Origin of the sequence: Rhizobium rhizoryzae (assembly GCF_011046895.1) — a bacterium.
GTDB classification, from domain to species: Bacteria; Pseudomonadota; Alphaproteobacteria; order Rhizobiales; family Rhizobiaceae; genus Neorhizobium; species Neorhizobium rhizoryzae.
Map to the genome: position 1 here is coordinate 982,098 of NZ_CP049249.1, position 25,417 is coordinate 1,007,514.

A 25,417-nucleotide genomic window follows, 5' to 3' on the forward strand; every position below is an offset into this window, starting at 1 on the left:
CGATATAGGTTTGTAGTTGCGCATAATTGCCGCAGTTCCGGTTTTTTGCGAAACATCACCCTCGTTAGAGACATGTTAACCAAGGCTGCTTCTATCTATCGCAATGCAATTGAGGACCCGAATCGTGAACCGCCATCTAAGTAGCCTTGACTTCATGCAAAGCTTTTCGAGCAAGCTTGACAGCGCGCTTCAGAGCTTGACGCTTGCGCAGTACCCTCCGGACTCGCGTCGCGAAATGCGACTTTTTCCTGCGGCAGAAGTGGCAACCCTGCTCGATGTTTCGGAAGCCTATATTCGCCAGATCGTCCAGAAGGAGAAGGGGCCCACTCCGGAGGTCAGCGGCAATGGGCGCCGTATGTACACTCTTGAACAAATTCTAGAGTTGAGAATGATGCTTGCGGAAAACGGCCGCAAGAAGTGGATGAACCCTCGCCGCGTTTCCGGCGAAGCCTGCCAGATCATTTCGGTCACGAATTTCAAGGGCGGCTCCAGCAAGACCTCGACGACGGTGCATCTGGCCCATTACCTCGCCTTGCGGGGTTACCGCGTGCTGCTGCTGGATCTCGATCCTCAAGCCTCGCTCACCAGTCTTCATGGAGCGCTGCCAACCTTTGATCCACGGACAGATGACACTTTTTATGCCGCCATCCGGTTCGATCAACCGCGTCCAACACGCGAGCTCATTCACAAGACGCACATCACCGGTCTCGACGTCATCTGTGCCGGACTTGAACTGACGGAATTCGAAACCGCTGTCGCACTCGAGATGCGCAAAAGCGGCACAAGCTTCCTGCTGCGTGTCTCTCAAGCTCTGGAGCAGGTAACGGACGATTACGACATCATCCTGATGGACTCAGCACCGTCATTGAACTTCCTCACGCTCTCCTCGCTGACAGCGGCAACCGGCGTCATCATTCCGGTGCCGGCCCATATGCTGGACGTGGACGCGACCGGTAAGTTTCTGGAACTGGCATCGTCCTACATGCAGATCCTCAACGATGTTGGCGCATCCGTCTCATGGGATTTTGCGAGGTTCCTGATTACCAAGTATGAGCCGAACGACCATCCGCAGGCCAATATGGCTGCCCTCATGCGTCAAGTCTTCGGTGAGAACCTGCTGCTGAACATGATCATCAAATCAACGGCAGTGGCCGACGCACTGACCTGGAAGCAAAGCCTCTATGAAGTGCAGCGTTCGAGATTTTCGTCACCCAAGACCTACGACAGAGCAATTGAGTCGCTGAACGCATCCAATGAAGAAATCGAAAAACTCATCTGGACTGCATGGGGTCGCCAATGAGCCGTAAAGATTCAAAAGGGATGTTCGCCAATGTGCTGGGACAGATGCAGGCTCCGGCCCCTGCCATTCCGACACAGGCGCCGAATTCCCAGTCTCCACATCTGAAGAAAGTCGCCGACGGCATTCGCCAGATGCAGGAGAGGGGAGAAATTCTCGACCGACTGCTGAAGGAAGGCGACCGCATTGCTGAAATCGATGTAGAAGATATCGCCCAGTCGGCAATTCAGGATCGCTTCGAAGGCGCCTATGACGATAGTGCCATGGCAGAGATGCTGGAGTCGATCAGGCAGCAGGGCCAGATCGTACCTGGCCTTGTTCGACCGACTTCGGACGGAATAAAGCCTTTTCAAATCGTCTACGGTCGGCGCCGTCTGGCTGCCGCCAAGGCTTTGGGTCTGAAGTTTCGGGCGATCGTCAAGGATCTGACCGATGAACAGGCAATCATCTATCAAGGCGAAGAAAACACCAATCGAGATGACCTTACCTTCATCGAAAAGTGCAGTTTCGCTCTGGCCCAACAAGAGGCAGGTTTCAATCGCGATGTTATCTGCGCCTCGCTTTCTACGGGCAAGTCGCACATCTCCGAAATGATCCGCATCGCAACAACAGTGCCGGGAGATATTCTGCGTCTTATCGGTCGTAGCCCCGATACCGGTCGGCGACGCTGGATGGAGTTTGTCGAACACTGGCATCAGGCTGACAATGCCGATGGACAGGTGAGGGCGGCTCTTGCCTATGTCAAGGATGGCGCGGACCGTTTCGCGCTGGCGCTCAACGCGCTGAAAACCCAACAGGTCAAGCAGAATACGTCTTCAGTTCACGAGATCGAAGCGAGTGGATTGATTATCGGAACGCTTGCTCATGCAAAATCGGGCTCGAAAATCAATTTCAACAAGTCTGTTCCGACCGACTTTGCGGAATTCATCGCCGAGCAGCTCCCGCTGCTGCATGCCCAGTATCTGAAGAAAAACAGGAAGGAATAGTCCGCAAAAGAAAAAGGCCCCCGAGACGTCGCCGTCGTGGAAGCCCTTCTCATATCCTTAAGCAAGACAGAGAATCGCACTTTCACGAATCGCAGTCAAGAGTTTTTGGCACCGTTTTGGTGAGCGGATTTCTTTTGCCTATTGAAAGGCAAGGAAGATGCATCTCGAATCTATAACGACGCCCTTTGGGCGGCGGCCGTTGACGCGTGCTCAATTGAAACACCAAGCGACCGCGAATTCCGTCGCTGGGTCTCAGATTGTCGATAAGTGGAAAGTGTTCCGGCACATCGCCGAAGCTCGCTCAAAGCTTGGCCTTCAGGATCGGGCACTTGCAGTGCTGAACGCGCTTCTGTCATTTCTTCCAGGAACCGACATGGACCCCAAAGCGCCATTGGTCGTGTTTCCTTCAAACGAACAACTCTCGCTTCGCGCCCACGGCGTCTGCGCCAGAACGCTACGGAGAAGCATAGCCTCGCTTGTTGAGGCCGGACTGATCTGCCGGAACGATAGTCCAAACGGTAAACGCTATGCCCATCGTTCGCGCAGTGGCGAGATCGAATGTGCTTATGGCTTCGATCTGCGCCCTATGGCGTTACGGGCTACGGAGTTTGCCGAAATGGCAGCCAAAATCGTGGAAGAAACGATGCGCCTGAAGCGAACAAAGGAAGCGATAACAATTTGTCGCCGGGATATGAGAAAGCTCCTGCAGTTCTACATCGACGAAACACGCTCGGAAGAACTCGTTGCGATTTCCTTGCGCCTGGATGAAATCCTGGCTCATCTTCCACGCCAGGCAACAGCGGCAAACTTGGAAGCGTCGTTGCGCGCGCTTGAAGCTCTGCGCTCTCAACTGCTCAACAGTCTGAATAACATCGAAAAATCGGTTAATACGTCCGCCAATGAGGGACAGGATGACCGCCACAAAGAGGAGTCAGAATCCGAATCCTATATTGAAAGAAGGACCAAAAACCTTTGCGGAGAAAGGACGCAGGCTCAGCTCCACACGAATACGCTCCAGCAGACCGTCGTCAAAGGAAGCCGCATCTCACTGGACGTGATTTTGAAAACGTGCCCCAAAATCCATGAATGCAGTCCTGCAAGACCCTTTAGGGACTTGATATCTCTGTCGCATGCCTGTGAAATTGCACGGGTGGTTCTGGGTATAGACAAGGAACAGTACCTTCGCTGCGTTCGGCTGAGCGGCGAACTGACAGCAAACATTCTTGTGTGCATCGTATACCAACGTCAGGAACAGATCAGATCACCGGGCGCTTATTTCTGCGAATTGCTCAAGCTCCTGATCTCGAATCGCCTTGATGCCGAACAGCTTCTGTTGTCGATGCTGAAACGGAGCTACACCACGGCGCAGGTGAAGCCAGTTCCATCCGAACAGCCAATCGCGGTCTCTCACCAACTTCTGAAGCTCTGTAGCCGAGGAGCACGTGCAGGGAGCACAGAGGAGAAAAGGATGGTTCGAATCAGCACAACAAACTAGAGTAACTCAGCTTGGAGCGTTTGAAGCGCTTGGGACGGTCGGTCAGCCTCGATACCAGCGAAAGCGGAATCCTAGCAGCGGACATTAAATGTCATTTCATGTCTGTTTAACGAGTTATTCACCATGACATCAACGGCTTGGCTTTCTTCCAAAATCGACGTCGATGGCTTGTTGAATGATCTAATATCCGCTGATGCTGCGCTGGTGCGACTTGACGAACGCCTCGGGAAATCGCCCATCCGGGAAGGCTTTCTTGAACGGTTTCATTTCCTCGATGCCTGTGCCTCTTTGTGGATCGATGGTGAACTGGTTCATCTGGAAGATCTCGTTTTGCATGATGCCTCCCAAGACAGCCGGACTCCCAGCCACGAGTTGACGATTGCAAACGACGTTCTTAGGCAACGCAGACGAATTGCGGCCAACAAGATTGACTGGGCGTTGACAGCCTCTGGCATCACTTCATTGCGTGGGAAAAGCCTCATGGAGGACACTCCACGGCTGGAACTGAAATCGCTGATAGTTGACGACGACCGCGAACAGGATGATCTGGACAGCAGCATCGCTGCCATGGATGCTTTGCTCGCAAAGAGTGAAGCCGTGCTGCATGATATCCGCTTCACCAAGCCAGAAGCCAAGGGAAACCTGATCTATGACGAAGATTGGGACGAGGAAGAGCGTCTCGGTGAATGGCTTCAGGTCGTTTCCAGAAATGCGCACTATCCCGCGCTGCTGCAATGTGTCATCGCCCTGGATAGCTGGAATACGCTCCAGGTTTTCCAGCATGGAAACTGGCTTGGGCGTTTGCTTGCCGCCTCACTGTTGCGACAGCGACATCTCGTTACGTGTCAGCATCTTCCCGCGCTGAACCTCAGTCTGAAATTGGTGAGCCGGGAAGATCGCACCACGCGCGATACGAATGTCCGACTTCGGAACCTTCTGGGTGGCATCCGTGCAATGGCAGAATTCGGGTTGAAAGAGCACGATAGACTGTCACTCGCGCATCAGATGATGTCCCGCCATCTGGTTGGACGACGATCATCTTCGAGGCTTCCGCAACTGATCAATCTTGTTTTGTCCAAACCGATCGTTTCGACGGACATGGCTGCACGTCATTTGAAAATCACACAGCGTGCGGCATTGCGCCTGATCGAAGAACTCAACCTTCGGGAAGTCACGGGGAGAGGGCGTTTTCGCGCCTGGGGCATTCTGTAGCATGGCTGGGTTGAGACACTCGGGTTTCTGAGCCAGGCTCGCGCTTTACGCTTTCTACACGGTCCACAGGCTAGGAATGGCGCGATGGCCCAAGTGTTCCGGGCCTTGCGAGAGGCTATGTCGAAGGTCAGGACGTTCGAAGAAGCAGATTTGGATGACGTTGCGAACTTGTTCCAGCGGCTTCTTCGAAAGACGTCGCAACCTGCAAACGACGACCTGAGATCCTACTTCCGCCAGATCTTTCTCGATAATGCGCGGCCTGAACCGGCTTTCAGATCACGGGTTCATCTGCGAGACGATGGAAGCGTATCGGGTTTTATCGGGGTTCTCCCGGTTTCGATGCAATTCAAGGACAGGCAGATCCTTGCACTTGATTGCGGGAGCTTTGTTTCCGATGATCGGGATGTCGATCCATTTGCGGGCGCACGCCTGTTGCGGGACGTTCTATCCGGTCCCCAGGATCTCTCCTTTACAGAGACTGCCAATGATATCTCGACAGAAATGTGGAAATCCATGCGGGCCACGGTCCTGGGGTCATACAGTCTCGGCTGGCTGAGGATCTTGCGTCCGGCATCATTCGCCATAGAGGCTGCGACAAACCATATGCGCGCTCTCAAAGTGATGAGGCCATTTGGCCATGCGTTTGATGGCGTCCTGTCTCGCGCACTTGGGCCCTCAAGTTGGCTCGGCTACGAGCGGACACCGGGTAAGGCAGACGCCTTCTTGACCGAGCCGATTTCAGATTCGGACTTTGCCGAGCTGCTGCCAGGACTACTGACCCAGTACGCAATCCGACCCGTCTGGAGCAACGGACAACTGGAGGCGATGCTTCAGCATGCGACTCGCAAACGCAATTATGGAGAACGTCACCAGCGCGCCGTGAAAAATCGTGGTGGGAAGATCATCGGGCTCTATCTCTTGTATGGCAACAAGGGGGATATCGGCAGAACGGTTCAAGTCGTTTCGGAACCGGGCCTCGAATCCATCGTCATCGATTGCCTGTTGAGAGATGCATCCGCCTTGGGGCTTGTGGCCATCCGAGGCGCCAGTCAGCCGAGTATCATTCAGGCGATGATCGGCAAGAAATGCGCATTCGTTCCTTCCGCGGCAACCATCGTTCATACGCATGATCGGGAACTTCTGGAGGCGCTGAAGAGCGGTCAGGCGTTTATCAACGGTCTGGTGGGCGAGGGCTGGACCCGGTTCATCGGCGACAGGTTCGAGTGATCCGTGATGTGCGCTATCGCAGGCTACTTTGGCGGAAACTTTTCAGGTGAAACCGGCGCTTCCTATCTGCGTCTCATGCTCGACCATCTGAACCATCGCGGACCCGATGGAAATGGCATTCTGATCAATGGCGATGTCGGGCTGGCCCATGCGCGGCTCTCGATTGTCGGACTGGCAGATGGCGCTCAGCCTATGGTCAGCACGGATGGCAATCTTTCCATTTCCTACAATGGAGAGGTGTTCAACTACGTGGAATTGCGCCAGGAGCTGAACAGGAAAGGCCATAACCTCAGATCGAGCTCCGATACGGAGGTCCTTCTCGCGTCCTTCGGTGACAAGGGGCTGAATTGCCTTGCGGATCTTAATGGCGATTTTGCTTTCGCGATCCATGACAGATCCCGGCAACGCCTGATCCTTGCGCGAGACAGGATGGGCGTAAGACCCCTGTTCTACACACAATGTAACGGTGCGGTTTTCTTTGCTTCCGAGGTCCAGGCTTTGCTCGCACTGCCGGGCGTCTCCCATGAGCTGGATCCGATCGCTCTTGATCAAACCTTCACCCTGTGGTGCCCCATATCGCCGCGCACGGCCTATGCTGCGATCAAGGAGGTACCGCCCGGCCACGTCATGGTTCTGGAGGCGGGTATGCAGCGGGTCGATGCCTGGTGGAAGGCAGAATTCCCCGATCGATCCGATCTCGCAATCGACGCGTCTCCTGAAGACCAGCTCGAAGAGCTTGAAGCACTGCTGATGGACGCCATTCGCCTTCGGTTACGTGCGGATGTTCCGGTGGGAGCCTATCTGTCCGGCGGTCTGGATTCCTCCCTGCTGTCGGCATTGGCTGCCAAAATCCATGGCCACGAGCTTCGGACCTATTCGCTGCGTTTCGACAGTGTCGAACATGACGAAGGACGATGGCAGGAAATGATGGCGCAATCGATCGGTTCCCATCATGTCAGCGTAACGTCCTCGCATGACCAGATTCGGGATGACCTGCCGAGGGTCATGCGTTTGATACGTCAACCAATTCTACGCACCGCGCCGGTGCCGCTTCAGGGGCTTGCCCGGTCCGTCAGGGACGATGGCATGAAGGTTGTCCTCACAGGGGAGGGGGCTGACGAAATCTTTGCCGGTTACGACCTGTTTCGAGAGGCGAAGGTAAGGCGGTTCTGTGGCCGCCAACCGTCCTCGACGAGGCGTCCACGACTATTCCAACGTCTGTATTCTTACCTTCCGGGCGTTCAGCAGCAGACACCGGAGTATCTGGCTCGCTTCTTCGGTGTCGGTTCGGAAGATCTTCAGGATCCGCTCTATTCTCATCGGCCGCGGTTCAAATCGACAGCATCGGCAAAGCTGTTCTTTTCGTCCGAACTTCGTGGGATCCTTGGCAATTATGATGCAGCGGAAGAACTGGCAAGCCAACTGCCGGAAGACTTCAGGCGCTGGCATCCTCTCAATCAGGCGCAGTATCTGGAGACTCGATATCTCTTGCCGGGTTACATCCTGTCAGCGCAGGGCGACCGGCCGATGATGGCCAACGCGGTGGAGGGGCGTTTTCCGTTTCTCGATCATCGCGTTGTCGAATTCGCCTCACGGCTGCACCCGGATCGCAAACTGAAGGGGTTGCGCGAGAAGCATATCCTGAAGGACGTTGCCCGCCGCCATATACCCGGCGGAATAATCGACAGGCCCAAACAGCCCTATCGCGCTCCCGATGCTGCCAGCTTCGCCAAACCAAAAGGTTCTGACTACCTCAGGACCGTCCTCTCGCCAGAAAAACTGAAAGCCTCTGCATTCTTCAATCCTGCTGCCGTCGGCAAACTTGTTGACAAGGCGATGCAGGGCGAAATTGCAAGCTTCAGAGATAACTCCGCATTCATCGGAATCTTGTCCACGCAGATCCTGGCCGTCGGAACGAGCGACAGCCTCTCCAATTCCAAGAACGGGACCGACCTCAATCATGTCAGATGACACCAAAGCCATCCTTCGCGCCTTCATTGTCGAGAACTTTCTCTTCGGCGACGAGTCACAGCCGCTGACGGCGGACACATCGCTCATCGACAGTGACTATGTGGACTCAACCGGTATCCTGGAGCTTGTGAGCTATCTGGAGGAGAGGTTCGGTATCAAGGTTGCAGATACCGACATCATTCCGGCAAATCTGGATAGCTTGGCCCGGATCACAGCATTCGTCGAGCGAAAGCAGGCAGGTTGACCGGTATATGACGCGGATCGAGCAGTATCTGGTTCACAGCGCACAGCTGCATGCGGGCAAGAACGCAATCATCTCAGATGGAATGCGACTGAGTTATGCTGATCTGCTGGATCGGTCCGCGCGATTGGCCCAGTCGCTCGCCAAAGGCGGCGTCGGCGAAGGTGATCGCGTTATCCTGTTTCTTGATAACGGCTGGGAGCTTGGTATAGCCGTGTTTGCAGTCTGGAGGGCGGGTGCCGTCATCTGTCCGGTCAACCCGTCAACGAAGCCAGCGGGTCTGCAACAGATCGTTCAGGATTGCCAACCATCTCTCATCATCACCGAGCCCAGGCTTGTCGGACACCTGGAGGCGATGGACGGAGGCATTCCTTGCATTGTCGCCGGGGAAGGTGGCAGCCTGAGACAGACGTTCGAGTCAGATCCATTGCCTTTCCTGTCGCGTTCGCCAGAGGCGCTGGCGGCCATTATCTACACCTCCGGCTCTACGGGATTGCCGAAAGGCGTGATGCTGTCCCATGCAAATCTCGACGCTGCCGTCACCTCCATCACATCCTATCTCGGAAACACCTCCGATGATGTTATTCTGGTGGTGCTGCCAATGTCATTCGGTTACGGGCTCAACCAGTTGATGAGTTCAGTGAAGGTCGGCGCGACGCTGGTTATCGAAAAATCCTTCGCCTTTCCGGAACAGATCTACCAGACCCTCGAGAGGGAGGGTGTAACGGGCTGGCCGATCGTTCCCTCGATCGCCGCGATCATGGTGCAGGCGCGTGAACTCGACCCCCGACGGTTTGCCAGTCTGCGCTATGTGACATGTGCCGCCGCGCCTTTGCCGCTTGCCCACCAGGATTGGTTACACGCTTTCCTGCCGCGCGCTGACCTCTTCATCATGTACGGTCAGACGGAATGTACGCGTGCAACATGGTTGCCGCCCGCTCAACTCAACCAACGCCGCGGTTCGGTTGGAATTGCAATCCCCGGGGTGAAGTTGAAGATCGTCGACGAGGAGGGGAAATCTTTGGCCCCGGGCCACGTGGGTGAGCTTCTGGTTTGTGGACCGAACGTCATGCAGGGTTATTGGCAAAACGAAGAGGCCACTGGCCGCGCGCTTTCCATTGATCCGTCCACCGGAAAGCGCTGGTTGCGAACAGGTGATCTCTTTAGCGCCGATGGAGACGGTTTCGTCAGTTTCGTTTCCCGCATGGACGATGTCATCAAATGTCGCGGCGAGAAGGTTGCGCCGCGTCTGGTGGAAGAGGTGCTTTGCCAGATGCCTGGTGTTTCCGAGGCCGTCGCAATGGGTGTACCCCATGATCTGCTCGGCCAGGCGATCAAGGCTGTCATCGTCAGCCAGGAGGCTCAGATGACGGCACGCGATGTTCAGCGATTTTGTGCGCGGCATCTTGAAGAGCATATGGTGCCGAAGCTCGTCGAGTTCAGAAACTCGCTACCAAAAACGCCTTCGGGCAAGGTCAGCCGCAGGCTCCTTATCGAGCCGGAACAGCCCATGGAGTAAGCTGAATGGGACATCAATCAAATCATATCCCTTCTTTTGCTCCGCTGATCCTGGATGCAAAGGCTGAAATTGAGGCGACTGCTAACTGGTTGCGCGAGCGACTGCGCACGGACCTGCGTAAACGCGGACTGGTGCTCGGTCTGTCCGGCGGTATCGATTCCAGCCTCTGCGCGGCCCTGGCTGTCGAGGCGCTCGGAGCAAAGAACGTTTTCGGAGTCTTCATGCCGGAGAATGACTCCGATCCGGAAAGTCTGCGTCTTGGTCAAAAGCTTGCCGCCCGGTTTGGCATCGAGACGATCATAGAGGATATTGGTCCCGCTCTTGCCGCAGCCGGATGCTATGAGCGGCGCGACGGCTTCATTCGTGAAGCGGTGCCGGAATATGGGCCCGGGTGGAGCTCCAAGATCGTCTTCGACAATCCGTTGACCAGTGGCGGCTACAATATCTCCTCGCTTGTTGTTCGGACACCGGACGGAGAGATGCAAAAGGTTCGCTTGAGCGCGAAGGCCTATCTCGGCATCGTGGCTGCAACAAACATGAAGCAGCGCACGCGCAAGCAGATCGAATACTACCATGCCGATCGTCTGAACTTTGCTGTTCTGGGAACCCCCAACCGGCTCGAATACGATCAGGGTTTCTTCGTCAAGAATGGCGACGGAGCTGCTGACATCAAGCCAATCGCGCATCTGTACAAAAGTCAGGTGTTTCAATTGGCAGCCGAACTCGGCGTGCCAGAGGAAATTCTATCACGACCGCCGACGACAGATACTTACTCCCTGCCACAGACGCAGGAAGAGTTCTACTTTGCGCTGCCATACCAGAAGATGGATATCTGTCTATTCGGTCTGGAAAGCGATTTGTCTTCGCAAGAGGTCGCTGGTGCAGTCGGCTTGTCTCCCAAGCAGGTCGACCTCGTCTGGCAGGATATAAAGGCGAAGCGCAAGGTCGCCCGATATCTCCACGCAGCACCGCTGACGCGGCTTTGATCGGAATGATGAAAATTAAGGCATTATCATCGATGCCTTAATTTTCATCGATTGATCTTGTCAACTATGCTGCGTTGCGGCATGGTTGCGGCCATGAACCATCTCGACCTCACCATTCTTGTCATCGATGAAAACGCTGTGCGTGCGGCGATCATTGATGAAGGTTTGCGCGAGGCTGGGCATCACCGTGTGACGGTCGTTCATGAAGTTCACGGCATCGCCCGGTTGATCGAGAATCTGAAGCCCGACGTCATCATCATCGATATCGAGAATCCCAACCGCGACATGATGGAGCATCTGTTCCAACTGACGCGCTCGATCAGCCGGCCGATTGCCATGTTTGTCGATCGTTCGGATACGGCATCCATCGAAGCAGCAGTCGATGCCGGCGTATCTGCCTACATCGTTGACGGTTTGCGGAAGGAACGGGTGAAGCCCATCCTCGATATGGCGGTGTCTCGCTTCAACGTCTTCAACCGTTTGCAGCGAGAATTGGCAGAGGCTAGATCGGCGCTGGAAGAGCGCAAGGTCATTGAGCGCGCGAAGGGCATTCTGATGAAGATGCGTAATCTTTCCGAAGAGGAAGCCTTCACGCTTCTGCGTCAGACCGCGATGAATGAAAAGAAGCGATTGGCAGACATTGCCCAGTCGGTCGTGACTGCGGCCGGGATGTTGCTGTGATGACAGGTGATCGCTGCACGTCAAAACCTAAGGGCGCGCAATGTACAGGATGACGAACGTGCCGGACAGCAACAGCAATCTCACGGCTCCAGCTTTGGGCGGAGAGCCTCAGCAGAAGGTCCTGCGAGCCGGTTTCATTCCCTTGATGGATGCCTCCGTCCTGATTGCTGCGGTCGAGATGAGCTTTGCTCAGCGCGAAGGTCTTTCCATCGAATTGGTTCGGGATGTCTCCTGGGCCAATGTGCGCGATCGTCTTGCTTTCCGGCAATTTGACATTGCCCATATGCTGTCTCCCATGCCGGTCGCGGCAAGCCTCGGGCTGGGCTCCAATCCATCGCCGACGATGACACCGTTCTCGCTTGGGAGAGGTGGCAATGCCATAACGCTGTCCACGCGTCTGTTCGAGAGGATGCAAGCCGTTACCGGGTTGGGAGAAGACGCATCCGCTTTGGGAAATGCCCAGGCGCTTGCGGCGGTTCTCGCTGATATGCGTGATAGAGGCGAGAGCCCACCGACACTGGGCATGACTTACCCGTTCTCGTCGCACAATTACGAGTTCCGCTATTGGTTGGCAGCAGGAGGCATCAATCCGGATCGTGACGTCAAAATGGTCGTCGTGCCGCCGCCGCTGACATCAGATGCTCTGGAGGCTGGTGCTATCGACGGGTTCTGTGTTGGTGCACCCTGGAACATGGTGGCGTCCGAACGCGGGGTCGGGCGTATCGTTGCCGCCAAGCAGGATATCTGGCCCTCGGCACCGGAAAAGGTGATTGGCATGCGCCCGGAATGGGCGGAGGCCAACAGAGACACCGTTCTGCGTCTGATCGTTGCACTGGATCAAGCCGCGCGATGGTGCGACGAACCGGCAAACCACGCGCATCTCGCGGAAATCCTGTCGGCTGACCGTTACATCGCAGCGCCCGTCGAGATTATCCGTCAGGTTCTCGCAGGCCGCTTCTCGCTAGATGCCAAGGGAAATCGCCGCATCATTCCAAACTATTTTACCTTCCACCGCCAGGGCGCCAACATTCCGCAGCCGCGTCAGGCGCTCTGGATCTTCAGTCAGATGGTGCGTTGGGGCCAAGTGCGATTCTCTCAACAGGCCGCGGATGCTGCTGCATCGGCATTCCGGCCAGATCTCTATCAAGCCGCGCTCGGGCAGGTCGGCGATCATGACGGCGATCTCGCGCCTGCGGGAAGCGAGCCCGACGATATTTTCATGGACGGCAAGATTTTCGATCCGGCCGCCATCGAGGCTTACGTCAAAAGCTTTGCGGTGCGGGCAGAGGAGAATGGGACGCTGCCGTCGACGCTGGAAACTTGAGGCCTCCTCTTGCTGCGCCTGCTCAGAATGGCAGCAGCTGACCAAGCTCGACGCTTCCAAATTAGGCACACGGACGAGTGCCCAAATTTTGGATCGTCCACTTCAAATCGAAAATAATTCAATCTTTACAGTGTCATGTATTTGACTGCCAAAACTGGCACGCAGCTTGCAAGGATAACAACGCACCGGTCAATGGCGATCGGCAGGCAGATGAGCGTCCGACAGGGCATCATATAGATCATCAGACAACGACGTCGCAGGCTTCCTTGCCGTCCGGCTCCTCCCGCCCGGATGCTGCATTCAAGCACGCGGCGTTTTTTCGTTTTGGCACTCCGTCACAGAGGGGAATGAAAAAAATGACGAAGGCATCCGATACCGGCATCAGCCGCCGTACGATTTTGAAGACGTCCGCGACCGCCGCCCTTCTTGGCGCAGTCAAGACCGCATTTCCCTCGGGAGCATTTGCGCAAGGGGCAGGCCCTGAAACAACCAAAGCCGTACTGGGCTTCATCGCATTGACTGATTCCGCGCCGCTGATCGTCGCAAAGGAAAAGGGACTTTTCGCCAAGCACGGAATGCCGGATGTCGAAGTCGTCAAACAGGCCTCCTGGGGCACGACGCGAGACAACCTCGTTCTCGGATCTGCAGGCAGCGGCATAGATGGCGCCCATATCCTCACCCCGATGCCCTATCTCATTTCCACCGGCAAGGTGACGCAGAACAACCAGCCCTTGCCCATGGTTATCCTGTCGCGTCTCAACCTCGATGCGCAGGCCATCTCTGTGGGTTCTGCCTATGCGGACCTCAAGGTCGGGCTCGATTCAGGAGCGCTGAAGGAAGCCTTTGCCAAGAAGAAAGCTGCCGGTACGCCTGCCAAGGTTGCCATGACCTTCCCCGGTGGCACGCATGACCTCTGGATCCGTTACTGGCTGGCTGCTGGTGGCATCGACCCGGACAAGGATGTGGAAACGATCGTTGTTCCCCCGCCGCAGATGGTGGCCAACATGAAGGTTGGCACCATGGACTGTTTCTGCGTGGGCGAGCCGTGGAACGAACAACTGGTCAATCAGGGCATCGGCTACACGGCGGTCAACACCGCTGAGATCTGGAACAAGCATCCGGAAAAATCCTTCGCCATGCGCGCCGACTGGGTGGAGAAGAACCCGCGTGCGACGAAAGCGCTCTTGATGGCCGTTCTGGAAGCGGCGCAGTGGTGCGACGACATGAAGAACAAGGATGAACTGGCCGAAATCGTCGGCAAGCGCAGCTGGTTCAACGTTCCGCCGAAGGACATTACCGACCGCATCAAGGGTAAATACAATTACGGCAACGGCAAGCTGGTCGAAAACAGCCCGCACTTCATGAAGTTCTGGAGAGACCACGCCTCCTATCCCTACCAGAGCCATGACGCCTGGTTCCTGACGGAAGACATCCGCTGGGGCAAGTTCGAGCCAACGCTCGATATCAAGGCGCTCATCTCCAAGGTCAATCGCGAAGAACTCTGGCGTGACGCCGCAAAGGCCCTCGGCGTGTCCGACATGCCCGCCTCGTCATCCCGCGGCAAGGAAACCTTCTTCGACGGCAAGGTCTTCGATCCGGAAAATCCGGCTGCCTACCTGAAGAGCCTCAGCATTTCCCGCATGGCCTGAGCAAACCTGCTTCGAGGGCGCTGACTGCATTGCGCCCTCGCACTCGGAATTCAACAAAGGAAAGCGGCCATGTCCGTTACGCAACTGAACATCAAGGAAAGCAAGCAGGTCAGCCCGAAAGCACAGGTGGTGGTCTTTTCCCCTGCCAAGCCGACCCGGTCGATTGCCTCGAAGGTGATCGAAAAGGCTCGCCGCATGAATGCGACTGTCCTGCCGCCGCTTCTGACGCTCGCGCTTCTGGTGCTTGCCTGGGAAATCCTCTGTTCCTCGCCCACCTCAAGCCTTCCGTCGCCGAGCCGTGTGCTCAGCGAAAGCTGGGAACTGATCATTCATCCGTTCCATGTAGGGCAGGGGGTTGATCAGGGGATGTTCTGGCATATCGCCGCCAGCCTTCAGCGTGTCGCACTGGGCTATGCCCTGGCCGCGATCGCTGGCATCGCGCTCGGTGTTCTCGTCGGTCAGAGCCAGTGGGCCATGCGTGGCCTGGACCCAATCTTCCAGATCCTTCGCACCGTGCCGCCGCTTGCCTGGCTGCCTCTGTCGCTAGCCGCCTTCCGGGATGGGAATCCATCCGCAATCTTCGTCATCTTCATTACAGCAATCTGGCCGGTCATCATCAATACGGCTGTGGGCATCCGCAACATTCCGCAGGATTACCAGAACGTCGCAAAGGTGCTGCGCCTCAACGGTTTCGAATATTTCGGCAAAATCATGCTGCCTGCAGCAGCGCCCTACATCTTCACCGGCCTGCGTATAGGCATCGGCCTCTCCTGGCTTGCCATCGTTGCAGCGGAAATGCTGATCGGTGGCGTCGGTATCGGCTTCTTCATCTGGGACGCGTGGAACTCGTCGCTGATCAGCGACATCATCGTGGCCCTTGTCTATGTCGGCGTCGTCGGTTTCCTGCTCGACCGCCTCATTGCTTTCGTCGGGCGTCTTGTCACCCGCGGCACTGCCAACGCCTGAGGAGGATAACGACCATGGCACAATCCTATCTCTCGCTGGAATTCATCGACAAGACCTTCGAGCGCAACGGCACCAAAAGCGAAGTGCTGAAGCAGGTCTCGCTCGGCGTCGACAAGGGTGAGTTCGTTTCCATCATCGGTCATTCCGGCTGTGGCAAATCCACCGTCCTCAACATCATCGCCGGACTGATCGACGTCACATCCGGTGCCGTTTTCCTGGATGGAAAGCATGTCGATGCACCCGGTCCGGAGCGCGCGGTCGTGTTCCAGAACCACTCGCTTCTACCGTGGCTCTCGGTCTACGAAAACATCAACCTTGCCGTCTCCAAGGTCTTTCGTGGCAAGAAGAGCAAGTCCGAGCAGCATGACTGGGTGATGCACAATCTCGATCTCGTGCAGATGGCGCATGCGAAGGACAAACGTCCGGCAGAAATTTCCGGCGGCATGAAGCAGCGCGTCGGTATTGCCCGCGCGCTCGCCATGGAGCCGAAGGTGCTGCTGCTGGATGAGCCTTTCGGTGCGCTGGATGCGCTGACCCGCGCCCATCTGCAGGATGCGGTGATGGAGATCCATGCGCGCCTCGGCAATACCATGATCATGATCACACACGATGTGGACGAGGCGGTTCTTCTCTCCGACCGCATCGTCATGATGACCAATGGTCCGGCAGCAAAAATCGGCGAGGTGCTGGAAGTTCCCATTCCCCGTCCCCGCAACCGCATCGAGCTGGCGTCTGACCGCACCTATCTTAAGTGCCGTGAGGCCGTTTTGAAATTCCTCTACGAGCGTCACCGCTTCGTGGAAGCGGCGGAGTAAGCGAGATGACCCAGAGACTCGTCATCATTGGCAATGGCATGGCGCCGGGCCGAATGCTGGAACATCTGTTTGAACAGGCTCCCGGTGCCTACGAGGTTACGATCTTCAACGCGGAACCCCGCGTGAACTATGACCGCATCATGCTTTCCCCGGTTCTGTCCGGTGAAAAGACCTATGAAGATATCATCATTCATGGTGACGCCTGGTACGAAGCCCATGGCGTGACGCTCTATCGCGGCGACAGGATCGTGGAGATCGACCGCGCCAAGCGCACCGTGACCTCGCAAAAGGGTGTGGTCGCTGACTACGACCGGCTGATCATTGCGACCGGCTCCAACCCCTTCATCATTCCGGTGCCGGGCAAGGACCTGAAAGGCGTTGTCGCCTATCGCGATCTGGATGACGTGGATGCCATGCTTGCTGCTGCCGAGGCGGGAGGAGACGCCATCGTGATTGGCGGCGGGCTGCTGGGCCTTGAGGCCGCTGCCGGCCTCAAGGCTCGCGGCATGAACGTGACGGTTCTGCATGTCATGCCCAGCCTGATGGAGCGCCAGCTTGATCCTGCTGCCGGTTATCTGTTGCAGAAGGCACTGGAGGATCGCGGCATCCATGTTCTCTGCAAGGCCAATACCAAAGCGATACTTGGCGATGGCAAGGTGGAGGCCGTGGAACTCGAGGATGGCCGGATCATTCCCGCATCCATCGTCATCATGGCGGTGGGCATCCGTCCGAATGTGCAACTGGCAAAGGATGCAGGCCTCGCGGTTAACCGCGGGATCGTCGTCGACGATGGCATGATGACTTCGGATGGTCACATCATGGCGCTCGGCGAATGCGCGGAAGTTGGCGGCCAGGTCTACGGGCTTGTTGCACCACTTTATGAAATGGCCCGTATCGCTGCCTCCCATCTTGCAGGCGACAAGACCCCGGCCTTCGTTCATTCCGATACACCGACGAAACTCAAGGTCACCGGCATCGATCTCTATTCGCTGGGTGACTTTGCCGAAGGGCCGGACCGGGAGGAGATCGTGCTGCGCGACGCGACGGCTGGCATCTACAAGCGGCTGGTCATCAAGGAGAACCGTATCATCGGCACCGTGCTCTACGGTGAAACAGCTGATGGCGCCTGGTTCAACGACCTGAAGAAGAAGCAGACCGATATTTCGGAGATGCGCGATACCCTTATTTTCGGCCAGGCCTATCAGGGAGGGTCTCCGCTGGACCCTATGGCGGCCGTTGCAGCCTTGCCGGATGATGCGGAAATCTGCGGCTGCAACGGCGTTTGCAAGGGAAAAATCACCTCGACCATCACGGCTAAAGGCTTGACCTCGCTGGATGAGGTGCGCGCCCACACTAAGGCTTCCGCCTCCTGCGGGTCCTGCACAGGTCTTGTCGAACAGCTGATGACACTGACGCTGGGAGACAAATATAACCCGGCAGCCGTGACGCCCATGTGCACCTGCACCGAGCTCGGGCATGACGATGTGCGCCGCCTGATCAAGGCCAAGGGGCTGAAAACCATTCCCGCCGTCATGCAGGAGCTGGAGTGGAAAACCTCCTGCGGCTGCGCCAAATGCCGACCGGCGCTGAACTATTACCTCGTTTGCGACTGGCCGGATGAATATGCCGACGACTACCAGTCCCGCTATATCAACGAGCGTGTTCACGCCAATATCCAGAAGGATGGCACCTATTCCGTCGTGCCCCGCATGTGGGGCGGCGTGACAAACGCGAAGGAATTGCGGGCCATTGCCGACGTGGTCGACAAGTTCCAGATCCCGATGGTGAAGGTCACCGGCGGCCAGCGCATCGATTTGCTTGGCATTGAGAAGGAAGACCTCCCCGCCGTCTGGGCGGATCTCGGGCAGGCCGGTTTCATCTCCGGTCAGGCCTATGCCAAGGGTCTTCGCACAGTCAAAACCTGTGTGGGTTCAGACTGGTGCCGCTTCGGCACGCAGGATTCCACCGGCCTCGGCATCCGCATCGAAAAGTTCATGTGGGGTTCGTGGACACCGGCCAAGCTGAAACTCGCCGTTTCGGGCTGTCCCCGAAACTGTGCTGAAGCCACCTGCAAGGATATAGGCGTCATCTGCGTCGATTCCGGCTTCGAGATCCATTTTGCCGGTGCCGCTGGTCTCGACATCAAGGGCACGGACGTTCTGGGTCTGGTGAAGACCGAGGATGAGGCCTTGGAGGTGATCGTGGCGCTGACCCAGATGTATCGCGAACAGGGCCGCTATCTGGAACGCATCTACAAGTGGGCGAAACGCGTGGGCCATGACGAGGTTCGCGCTCAAATCCTTCACGATACCGAGCGGCGCAAGGCCTATTACGACCGCTTCGTCTTCAGCCAGCAATTCGCGCAGGTCGATCCTTGGTCGGAGCGCGTATCGGGCAAGGACAAGCACGAGTTCAAACCCATGGCAAGCGTCGGTTACGGCGAGGCTGCAGAGTGATCTGGTTTGCGAAAGGATTCATTCCATGAACTGGAAAACCATTGGACATATCGACGATATCCCGCTGCGGGGCGCACGTTGCATCAAGACGCCGGGCATGAACATCGCCGTGTTTCGCACCAGCGAGAACGAGGTTTTCGCGATTGAAAACCGCTGCCCGCACAAGGCAGGACCACTGTCGGAGGGCATTGTGCACGGCAAGTCGGTCACCTGCCCGTTGCACAACTGGGTCATTTCGCTGGAAAACGGGATGGCGCAGGGTGCGGATGAGGGGGAGGTGCGGACCTTCGAAATCAGGAATGAGGACGGTCTGCTGTCGATCCTTCTCGATCAGCCGATGATGGTTGCGGCGGAGTAAGAGCTTGAATATGGCCGGTTCACTCCTCTCGACAGCATGGATTGACCGCGACGGCGGTGCTTTGGCGCGTCATCCTCGGGCTTGTCCCGAGGATCTACAGAGGTCGCAAGTGTTGCAATGCTGGCAGATGGTCGGGACAAGCCCGACCATGACGAAAGGAGCATGCCAGAGAGTAGAGGGCAAAGCTCTCCTGTTATGGAGCACACCACATGCCAACTGAAACACGCACCACCTGCCCCTATTGTGGCGTCGGCTGCGGCGTCATCGCCAAGGTCGAGGATGACGGTCGGGTGAGCGTGAAGGGCGATCCCGATCATCCGGCCAATTTTGGCAGGCTGTGTTCCAAGGGCTCGGCACTGGCGGAAACTCTGGATATGGAAGGCCGTGTTCTGGCTCCGATGGTCCATGGCAAGCCCGTCAGTTGGGATAATGCGCTTGATCTGGTTGCCGAACGCTTCTCTTCCGCCATCCGCGACCATGGACCGGATTCGGTCGCTTTCTATCTCTCCGGCCAGCTTCTGACCGAGGATTACTACGTTGCCAACAAGCTGATGAAGGGCTTCATCGGCTCTGCCAACATAGACACGAACTCGCGGCTCTGCATGGCCTCGTCAGTTGCGGGTCACAAGCGTGCCTTCGGTTCCGATACGGTTCCCGGCACCTATGAAGATCTGGAGCTTGCAGATCTGGTCGTTCTCGTCGGGTCGAACATGGCGTGGTGCCATCCGGTGCTTTATCAGCGCCTTTCGGCCGCAAAGGCGAATCGCCCGCATATGAAGGTCGTGGTGATTGATCCTCGCCGAACCGCCACTTGTGACATTGCAGATCTTCATCTGGCGGTGAGGGGCAATGCCGATGTGGCCCTTTTCAATGGTCTGCTTCATCATCTTGCGCAAGAGGGCCATGTGGATGAAGCTTATGTGGCGCAACACACGACCGGGTTTACTGAGGCACTGATGGCGTGCCAGCACACCAGCCTTAGCGAACTTGCGGAAGTAACAGGCGTATCCACCCTGCAATTGCGGCTGTTCTTCCAGTGGTTTGCAAATACGCGGAAGGTCGTCACCTGCTACAGCCAAGGCGTGAACCAGTCTTCGGTGGGAACGAACAAGGTCAATGCCATCATCAATTGCCATCTTGCCACAGGCAGGATCGGTAAGCCGGGATCTGGACCCTTTTCCCTGACTGGCCAGCCTAATGCCATGGGAGGACGGGAAGTCGGTGGTCTATCCAATATGCTCGCCGCGCATATGGATATTGCCAATGATGCAGATCGTGATCGTGTCCAGCGGTTCTGGGCATCGCCGATAATGGCTCAAAAGCCGGGCCTGAAGGCGGTAGAACTGTTCGAGGCCGTGGCAGCGGGCAAGATCAAGGCGCTGTGGATCATGTCCACCAATCCTGTCGTCTCCATGCCGAATGCCGATTTCGTCAAGGCGGCCATCGAGGCCTGCCCGTTTGTGGTTGTGTCGGACATGTACGGCAGTACCGACACGGCAAGACTTGCCCATGTTCTGCTTCCCTCCGCCGGATGGGGTGAGAAAAGCGGAACCGTTACCAATTCCGAGCGCCGCATTTCGCGCCAGCGCCCGTTTCTGGCCGCCCCTGCCGAGGCGCGAGCCGACTGGTGGCAAATGGCGCAAGTGGGCTGCCGGATGGGTTTCGGTGCCGGATTTGCCTATCAGAACGCCAGCGAGATCTTCCAGGAGCATGCAGCTCTTTCAGCCTTCGAAAACGATGGCAGCCGGGATTTTGATATCGGTGCTCACGCCGCGCTGGAGCGGCAGAAGTATGATGCACTCGAACCCTTCCAATGGCCCCAGCCAGCAGGATCCAAGCCTGACGAGACGCGCTTCTTCGCCAACGGTCGGTTCTATCACCCGGATGGCCGTGCCCGCTTCGTAGCGGTTCCAGCAAATCTCGACCATCGTCCTTCCGCCGAGTTTCCACTCATTCTGAACACGGGACGTATCCGGGATCAGTGGCACACCATGACCCGTACGGGAAGAAGTGCCCGCCTTTCGTCGCACATGGCCGAGCCCTTTGCAGAGATCAGCCCCTCCGATACCCGGCAGTTTGATCTGGAGGATGCGGATCTGGTGGAACTGACAGGGACCACGGGCGCCAGATGCGTGGTCCGTGCCCTGATCACGGATCGACAGGCTCCGGGCTCGGTGTTCGTCCCCATGCATTGGAACGACAGCAATTCGGCGCGCGCGCGTGTCGATTCCTTGGTATCCAATGAGCGCGATCCGATTTCCGGCCAGCCTGCACTGAAGAACGCTGCCCTTACAATGCAGAAGTTCGAGGCATCCTGTCATGCCTTCCTGATCTGCCGTGAAAAGCCTCTCGAGCTCGATTTCGACTATTGGGCTATAGCGCCGTGCGACGGCGGGTATCGATTGGAACTTGCAGGTCATCCGCCAACAGATGGCTGGCAATCATGGCTCGTAAGAACACTTCGGCTTCCCGAAAACATAGACATCGTCGGACTGTCTGACGAGCCGACCGGTGCCGTGCGCATGGCCGCATTCGCCGCACAGCAATTGCTGGCCGCGCTCTTCGTGGCATCTCGACCGGTTGCCGTGTCACGTCAATGGGCAGTAGGCCAGTTGATGGAGACGCATGACAGGCGGTCACGCATTGCCTTGATCGCCGGGCGACCACCTGCGGATCAGCCAGACAAGGGCGCCATCATCTGCTCCTGCTTCAATGTCGGGCTTAACGAGATCGCGGCAGTGGCACAAACCGGATGCAACACGGTTGACGCCATCGGAGAGATGCTGAAGGCGGGAACAAATTGCGGTTCCTGCCGTCCCGATATCCGCCGGATCATCGCTGAGCGTCAGGTCATCGCCGCCGAGTGATGGCCATCTGGTCCAGTTCGCTTTGAAACAGGGCTGCGAGCAGGTCCGATTGGCTGACGATACCGACAAGCCTATTGTCGGCATCTACCACGGGCATCTGGTCAAGGCCCTGGTCGACCATCGGCGAAACCAGCGACGTGATCCGCGTTCCGGGAATGGCTGATTGAACCCGCGTCTGCATGATTTCGTCCACCCTGGTGGGCAGCTGCCGCTTGCTGAACAGCGCAAGCATGCGATGGCCAAGCCCAAGTTTCAGCGATCCGTCACTGGAAAGAACGGAGTTCTCGAGGAAGTCTTCCAGACCCACGATCCCGGCGAGCTTACCGTTGGCGTCCACGACCGGCAGTGCCTTCACATGGCGCGTCATGAAAATTCGCCAGACGGATTTCAGGCTTTGGCCCATCGTTGCGAAGATCACATCGCGAGACATGATATCGCTGCAGGTCACTGCGCTGGTCTGCCGCTCGAATGCACGGATCTGCGCCTTGTGAAACAGGAGATCCAGATCCTCCGGGCTCACATCGATGAACTCATCCTGCTCCTGTATCACCGCCTCGATGTCCGATGCCACGACACCGATGCGATGAGAGGGCGCGGGATCTGCCGTTCCCTGTCGGGATGGCTGGCTGCCGGGTGTTGCATGCGGATAGCGCCGGCCCGTCACATTGTTGAAAAGCAAAGCGATCACGAGCAGGATGACGGAATTGAGCGCGATTGGCGAAAGAACGAACCAATAGCCCGCCTTCTGGATTGCCGGACCGCCCAGAACAGCCGTCAGGGCCACGGCGCCGCTTGGCGGATGCAGGCAGTTCAGCATCAGCATGATGGCAATTGCGGCCGAGACGGCTATGGCAGCCGCCAGCAATGGTGCGCCGAGAAACTTCGCGCATGACACGCCAATGATTGCAGCGATCAGGTTGCCGCCGAGGATCGACCAAGGCTGGGCCAGAGGGCTGGCGGGTGCTGCGAAAAGCAGCACGGCGGACGCGCCCATTGGCGCGACAAGCAGTGGAACGCTGGCATCGGACTGGAGGGCGATTGTGCTGACCAGTCCGGTCGCAAGGATGCCGGTCAGTGCCCCCAGCGATGCGCGAAGCTTTTCGCGTGGGCTGGTCGGCACGATTGCCGGATTGAGTTTATGAAAAAGCGACATGCCTGGCATCTCTGCGCAACGGAACGATGCGCTGCAATAGCATGTTGCCCATCCCTTAGGCAGAAGAGATTTTCTAAACTTCAGGGATTGCTGAAATGTTTGATTCGGAGCGGGGCAGGTGGCATCAGTTGCGCGTTGCCGTGCTGGAAGCGAAAGTCCTGCTCGCATCCCCAACAATCGACACGTGGGAGTAGGCGGCGCAGGAGGCCGCTGCTCCATCCCGGTTCAATATGGCTCTGACGATACCCTCGTGCTCATCCCAGGAGTGCTGCAAGCGGCCCTCCAGGCGAAACTGTGCGCGACGAAAGGGTGCGAGGCGTGCCCTTGTCTGGAGCACGGTTTCCTGAATATGCGCGTTGTGGGCGCCGGAATAGAGCCGGTTATGAAACTCGGTGTTAAAGGCTGCGTAGTCTTCCGAAGCTCCGGTCTTTACGATGTCGAAGCTGTCGCGATGCAGAGATTCCAGCTCCTCGCGCTCCTGCGTAGTCATGCGTTCTGCGGAAAGTCTAGCGCAGATTGCCTCCAGTTCAGCCATGGCCTCGAACATCGAGCTCAGAAAATCATCGGAAACATTGGTCACGATAGCGCTGCGGTTAGGCGGACGCTCAACCAGCCCCATGGCGCAGAGTTGTCGAAGCGCTTCACGAACGGGCGTTCGCGAGACTTGGAAGCGGCTGGCCAGCCCACCTTCGTCAAGCTTTGCGCCAGGTTGAAGATCACCACTGATAATGAGGTCGGAGATCGCGCGGACCAACTGTTCGACCGTGTCTCCTGTTCTGACCAGTTCCCTCACAATACCGATGACCTTCTCCAAGCTGCATGCACTTATCCGAGCTTAGCGGAGATTCGGTTAAAGCGAAACGCCATCCTGCACAGCAGCTGGAGATAATGCGTGAATTTTGCGCAGACTAAAATTTTGCCTCAAAATACAGCGCCTCAATTAAAAGTGCATACAGTTTGCGCATTGAACCTGAGCCTTCAAGGGAATTGATGCCGGTTTAGCGGCTGTTTCAGGCTGGCATAGGGATTGCATACACTTTTTTAGAGCCGGCAGAAGCCGGATTGAAAAAGGGGAACGACCAATGATCAAGTTGCCTTCCGTATCTCGCAGACAGTTTCTTCAGACGACCTTGGCGGGCGCCGCCGCAGCAGCCACGCCGGGCCTGCTTTCCTCCGCAGCCTTTGCTGCGACGCCGTTGACGATCGGCTTCATCTACGTCGGACCCAAGGATGACTACGGTTATAATCAGGCGCATGCCGAAGGTGCAGCCGCCCTGAAATCCATCGAAGGCATCACGCTGGTGGAAGAGGAGAATGTGCCCGAGACCGTGGATGTCCAGAAGACCATGGAATCCATGATCAACCTTGATGGCGCGAAATTGCTCTTCCCGACATCCTTCGGTTATTTCGACCCCCATGTACTGGCCATGGCGAAGAAGTATCCAGATGCGCAGTTCCGCCATTGCGGCGGTCTCTGGACCAAGGAAAAGCATCCGGCCAATGTCGGCTCCTATTTTGGCTATATCCATCAGGGCCAATACCTGAACGGTATCACCGCCGGTTACGCATCGAAGAGCAAGAAGATCGGCTTCGTTGCGGCCAAGCCCATTCCGCAGGTTCTCCAGAACATCAACGCCTTCCTGCTCGGTGCTCGCTCTGTTGATCCGTCCATCACCTGCCAGGTCATCTTTACCGGCGAATGGTCGCTGGCTGTGAAGGAAGCGGAAGCCACCAACGCTCTCATCGATCAGGGCGCCGATGTCATTACCTGCCACGTCGATAGCCCGAAAGTCGTCGCCCAGACGGCTGCCGGTCGCGGCGCTTTCGTCTGCGGCTATCACGCCAACCAGTCGGCTCTGGCCGGTGACAAGTATCTGACCGGTGCCGAATGGGCCTGGGGCAATGTCTATACGGACTTCATCAAGACGATGCAGGCAGGCAAGCCAATCGGCAACTTCGTGCGCGGCGGCCTGAAGGACGGCTTCGTGAAAATGAGCCCGCTCGGCAAGGCAGTTTCCGCCGATGCGCGCGCCAAGTTCGAAGCGACGCAGAAGACTATGCTCGGCGGCAATTTCGCGGTCTTCAAGGGCGGCCTGAAGGACAACAAGGGCAATGTCGTCGTGCCCGCTGGCAAGGACTATACCGAGCAGGCGATCGAGCTTGAAAGCATGAACTATCTCGTTGAAGGCGTCATCGGCTCCGTCGCCTGATTGA

At 57.1% G+C, this 25,417-nt stretch carries 20 protein-coding genes; 18 read left to right on the forward strand and 2 right to left on the reverse strand.

Annotated features, from left to right (window positions below):
* Positions 1-124: 124 nt before the first annotated feature.
* The 17 genes from repA to G6N80_RS05415 all read left to right on the forward strand — a co-directional run bounded on the left by repA (position 125) and on the right by G6N80_RS05415 (position 22,050).
* Entirely contained in the window at positions 125-1,300 is a 1,176-nt protein-coding gene (gene repA, locus G6N80_RS05335) for a plasmid partitioning protein RepA (protein WP_062557109.1), read from the forward strand.
* Positions 1,297-2,283, forward strand: a complete 987-nt coding sequence (gene repB, locus G6N80_RS05340; protein WP_062557108.1) for a plasmid partitioning protein RepB — start codon at positions 1,297-1,299, stop codon at positions 2,281-2,283. The genes repA and repB overlap by 4 nt, the downstream gene beginning before the upstream one ends.
* Positions 2,284-2,440: 157 nt before the next feature.
* Complete coding sequence (repC, locus tag G6N80_RS05345; RefSeq protein ID WP_165131847.1) at positions 2,441-3,778, forward strand: plasmid replication protein RepC; 1,338 nt, start codon at positions 2,441-2,443, stop codon at positions 3,776-3,778.
* Between the two features lie 123 nt (positions 3,779-3,901).
* Positions 3,902-4,990, forward strand: coding sequence for an RHE_PE00001 family protein (locus G6N80_RS05350; protein WP_165131850.1), 1,089 nt, complete (start codon positions 3,902-3,904; stop codon positions 4,988-4,990).
* 84 nt (positions 4,991-5,074) lie between these two features.
* Complete coding sequence (locus G6N80_RS05355; RefSeq protein ID WP_246251365.1) at positions 5,075-6,217, forward strand: hypothetical protein; 1,143 nt, start codon at positions 5,075-5,077, stop codon at positions 6,215-6,217.
* Positions 6,218-6,223: 6 nt separating this feature from the next.
* Positions 6,224-8,188: an asparagine synthase (glutamine-hydrolyzing) gene (gene asnB, locus G6N80_RS05360; RefSeq protein ID WP_165131853.1), complete on the forward strand. Its 1,965-nt coding sequence runs from the start codon at positions 6,224-6,226 to the stop codon at positions 8,186-8,188.
* Positions 8,178-8,432 carry an acyl carrier protein gene (locus tag G6N80_RS05365; protein ID WP_062557103.1) on the forward strand — a complete coding sequence of 85 codons (255 nt, stop codon included), beginning with the start codon at positions 8,178-8,180 and terminating at the stop codon, positions 8,430-8,432. The genes asnB and G6N80_RS05365 overlap by 11 nt, the downstream gene beginning before the upstream one ends.
* 7 nt (positions 8,433-8,439) lie before the next feature.
* Entirely contained in the window at positions 8,440-9,948 is a 1,509-nt protein-coding gene (locus G6N80_RS05370) for a class I adenylate-forming enzyme family protein (RefSeq protein WP_165131856.1), read from the forward strand.
* A 5-nt stretch (positions 9,949-9,953) separates the two neighbouring features.
* The gene (gene nadE, locus G6N80_RS05375) at positions 9,954-10,934 is read left to right on the forward strand and encodes an NAD(+) synthase (RefSeq protein ID WP_062557101.1); all 981 of its coding nucleotides are present in this window, start codon (positions 9,954-9,956) and stop codon (positions 10,932-10,934) included.
* 81 nt (positions 10,935-11,015) lie between these two features.
* Positions 11,016-11,615: an ANTAR domain-containing response regulator gene (locus tag G6N80_RS05380; protein WP_376748636.1), complete on the forward strand. Its 600-nt coding sequence runs from the start codon at positions 11,016-11,018 to the stop codon at positions 11,613-11,615.
* A gap of 40 nt (positions 11,616-11,655) precedes the next feature.
* Positions 11,656-12,939, forward strand: coding sequence for a CmpA/NrtA family ABC transporter substrate-binding protein (locus tag G6N80_RS05385; protein ID WP_425503861.1), 1,284 nt, complete (start codon positions 11,656-11,658; stop codon positions 12,937-12,939).
* Positions 12,940-13,286: 347 nt separating this feature from the next.
* A complete protein-coding gene (locus G6N80_RS05390; RefSeq protein ID WP_425503862.1) occupies positions 13,287-14,588 on the forward strand; it encodes a CmpA/NrtA family ABC transporter substrate-binding protein in 1,302 nt (433 codons plus the stop codon).
* Between the two features lie 69 nt (positions 14,589-14,657).
* Positions 14,658-15,554, forward strand: coding sequence for a nitrate ABC transporter permease (ntrB, locus tag G6N80_RS05395; protein ID WP_165131862.1), 897 nt, complete (start codon positions 14,658-14,660; stop codon positions 15,552-15,554).
* A 14-nt stretch (positions 15,555-15,568) separates the two neighbouring features.
* Positions 15,569-16,369, forward strand: coding sequence for an ABC transporter ATP-binding protein (locus G6N80_RS05400; protein WP_165131865.1), 801 nt, complete (start codon positions 15,569-15,571; stop codon positions 16,367-16,369).
* A 5-nt stretch (positions 16,370-16,374) separates the two neighbouring features.
* A complete protein-coding gene (nirB, locus tag G6N80_RS05405) occupies positions 16,375-18,825 on the forward strand; it encodes a nitrite reductase large subunit NirB (protein ID WP_165131868.1) in 2,451 nt (816 codons plus the stop codon).
* A 25-nt stretch (positions 18,826-18,850) separates the two neighbouring features.
* The gene (gene nirD / locus G6N80_RS05410) at positions 18,851-19,183 is read left to right on the forward strand and encodes a nitrite reductase small subunit NirD (RefSeq protein ID WP_062557096.1); all 333 of its coding nucleotides are present in this window, start codon (positions 18,851-18,853) and stop codon (positions 19,181-19,183) included.
* Between the two features lie 209 nt (positions 19,184-19,392).
* Positions 19,393-22,050, forward strand: a complete 2,658-nt coding sequence (locus G6N80_RS05415; RefSeq protein WP_165131871.1) for a nitrate reductase — start codon at positions 19,393-19,395, stop codon at positions 22,048-22,050.
* On the opposite strand, the gene G6N80_RS05420 is transcribed toward G6N80_RS05415, so the two are convergent.
* On the reverse strand, positions 22,034-23,203 hold the full coding sequence (locus G6N80_RS05420; protein WP_246251366.1) for an HPP family protein: 1,170 nt from the start codon (positions 23,201-23,203) through the stop codon (positions 22,034-22,036). The genes G6N80_RS05415 and G6N80_RS05420 overlap by 17 nt on opposite strands.
* 124 nt (positions 23,204-23,327) lie before the next feature.
* A complete protein-coding gene (locus G6N80_RS05425; protein ID WP_165131877.1) occupies positions 23,328-24,017 on the reverse strand; it encodes a GntR family transcriptional regulator in 690 nt (229 codons plus the stop codon).
* 268 nt (positions 24,018-24,285) lie between these two features.
* Between G6N80_RS05425 and G6N80_RS05430 the strand changes: the two genes are divergently transcribed.
* Positions 24,286-25,413 carry a BMP family ABC transporter substrate-binding protein gene (locus tag G6N80_RS05430; protein ID WP_062557092.1) on the forward strand — a complete coding sequence of 376 codons (1,128 nt, stop codon included), beginning with the start codon at positions 24,286-24,288 and terminating at the stop codon, positions 25,411-25,413.
* The last annotated feature ends 4 nt before the right edge of the window (positions 25,414-25,417 follow it).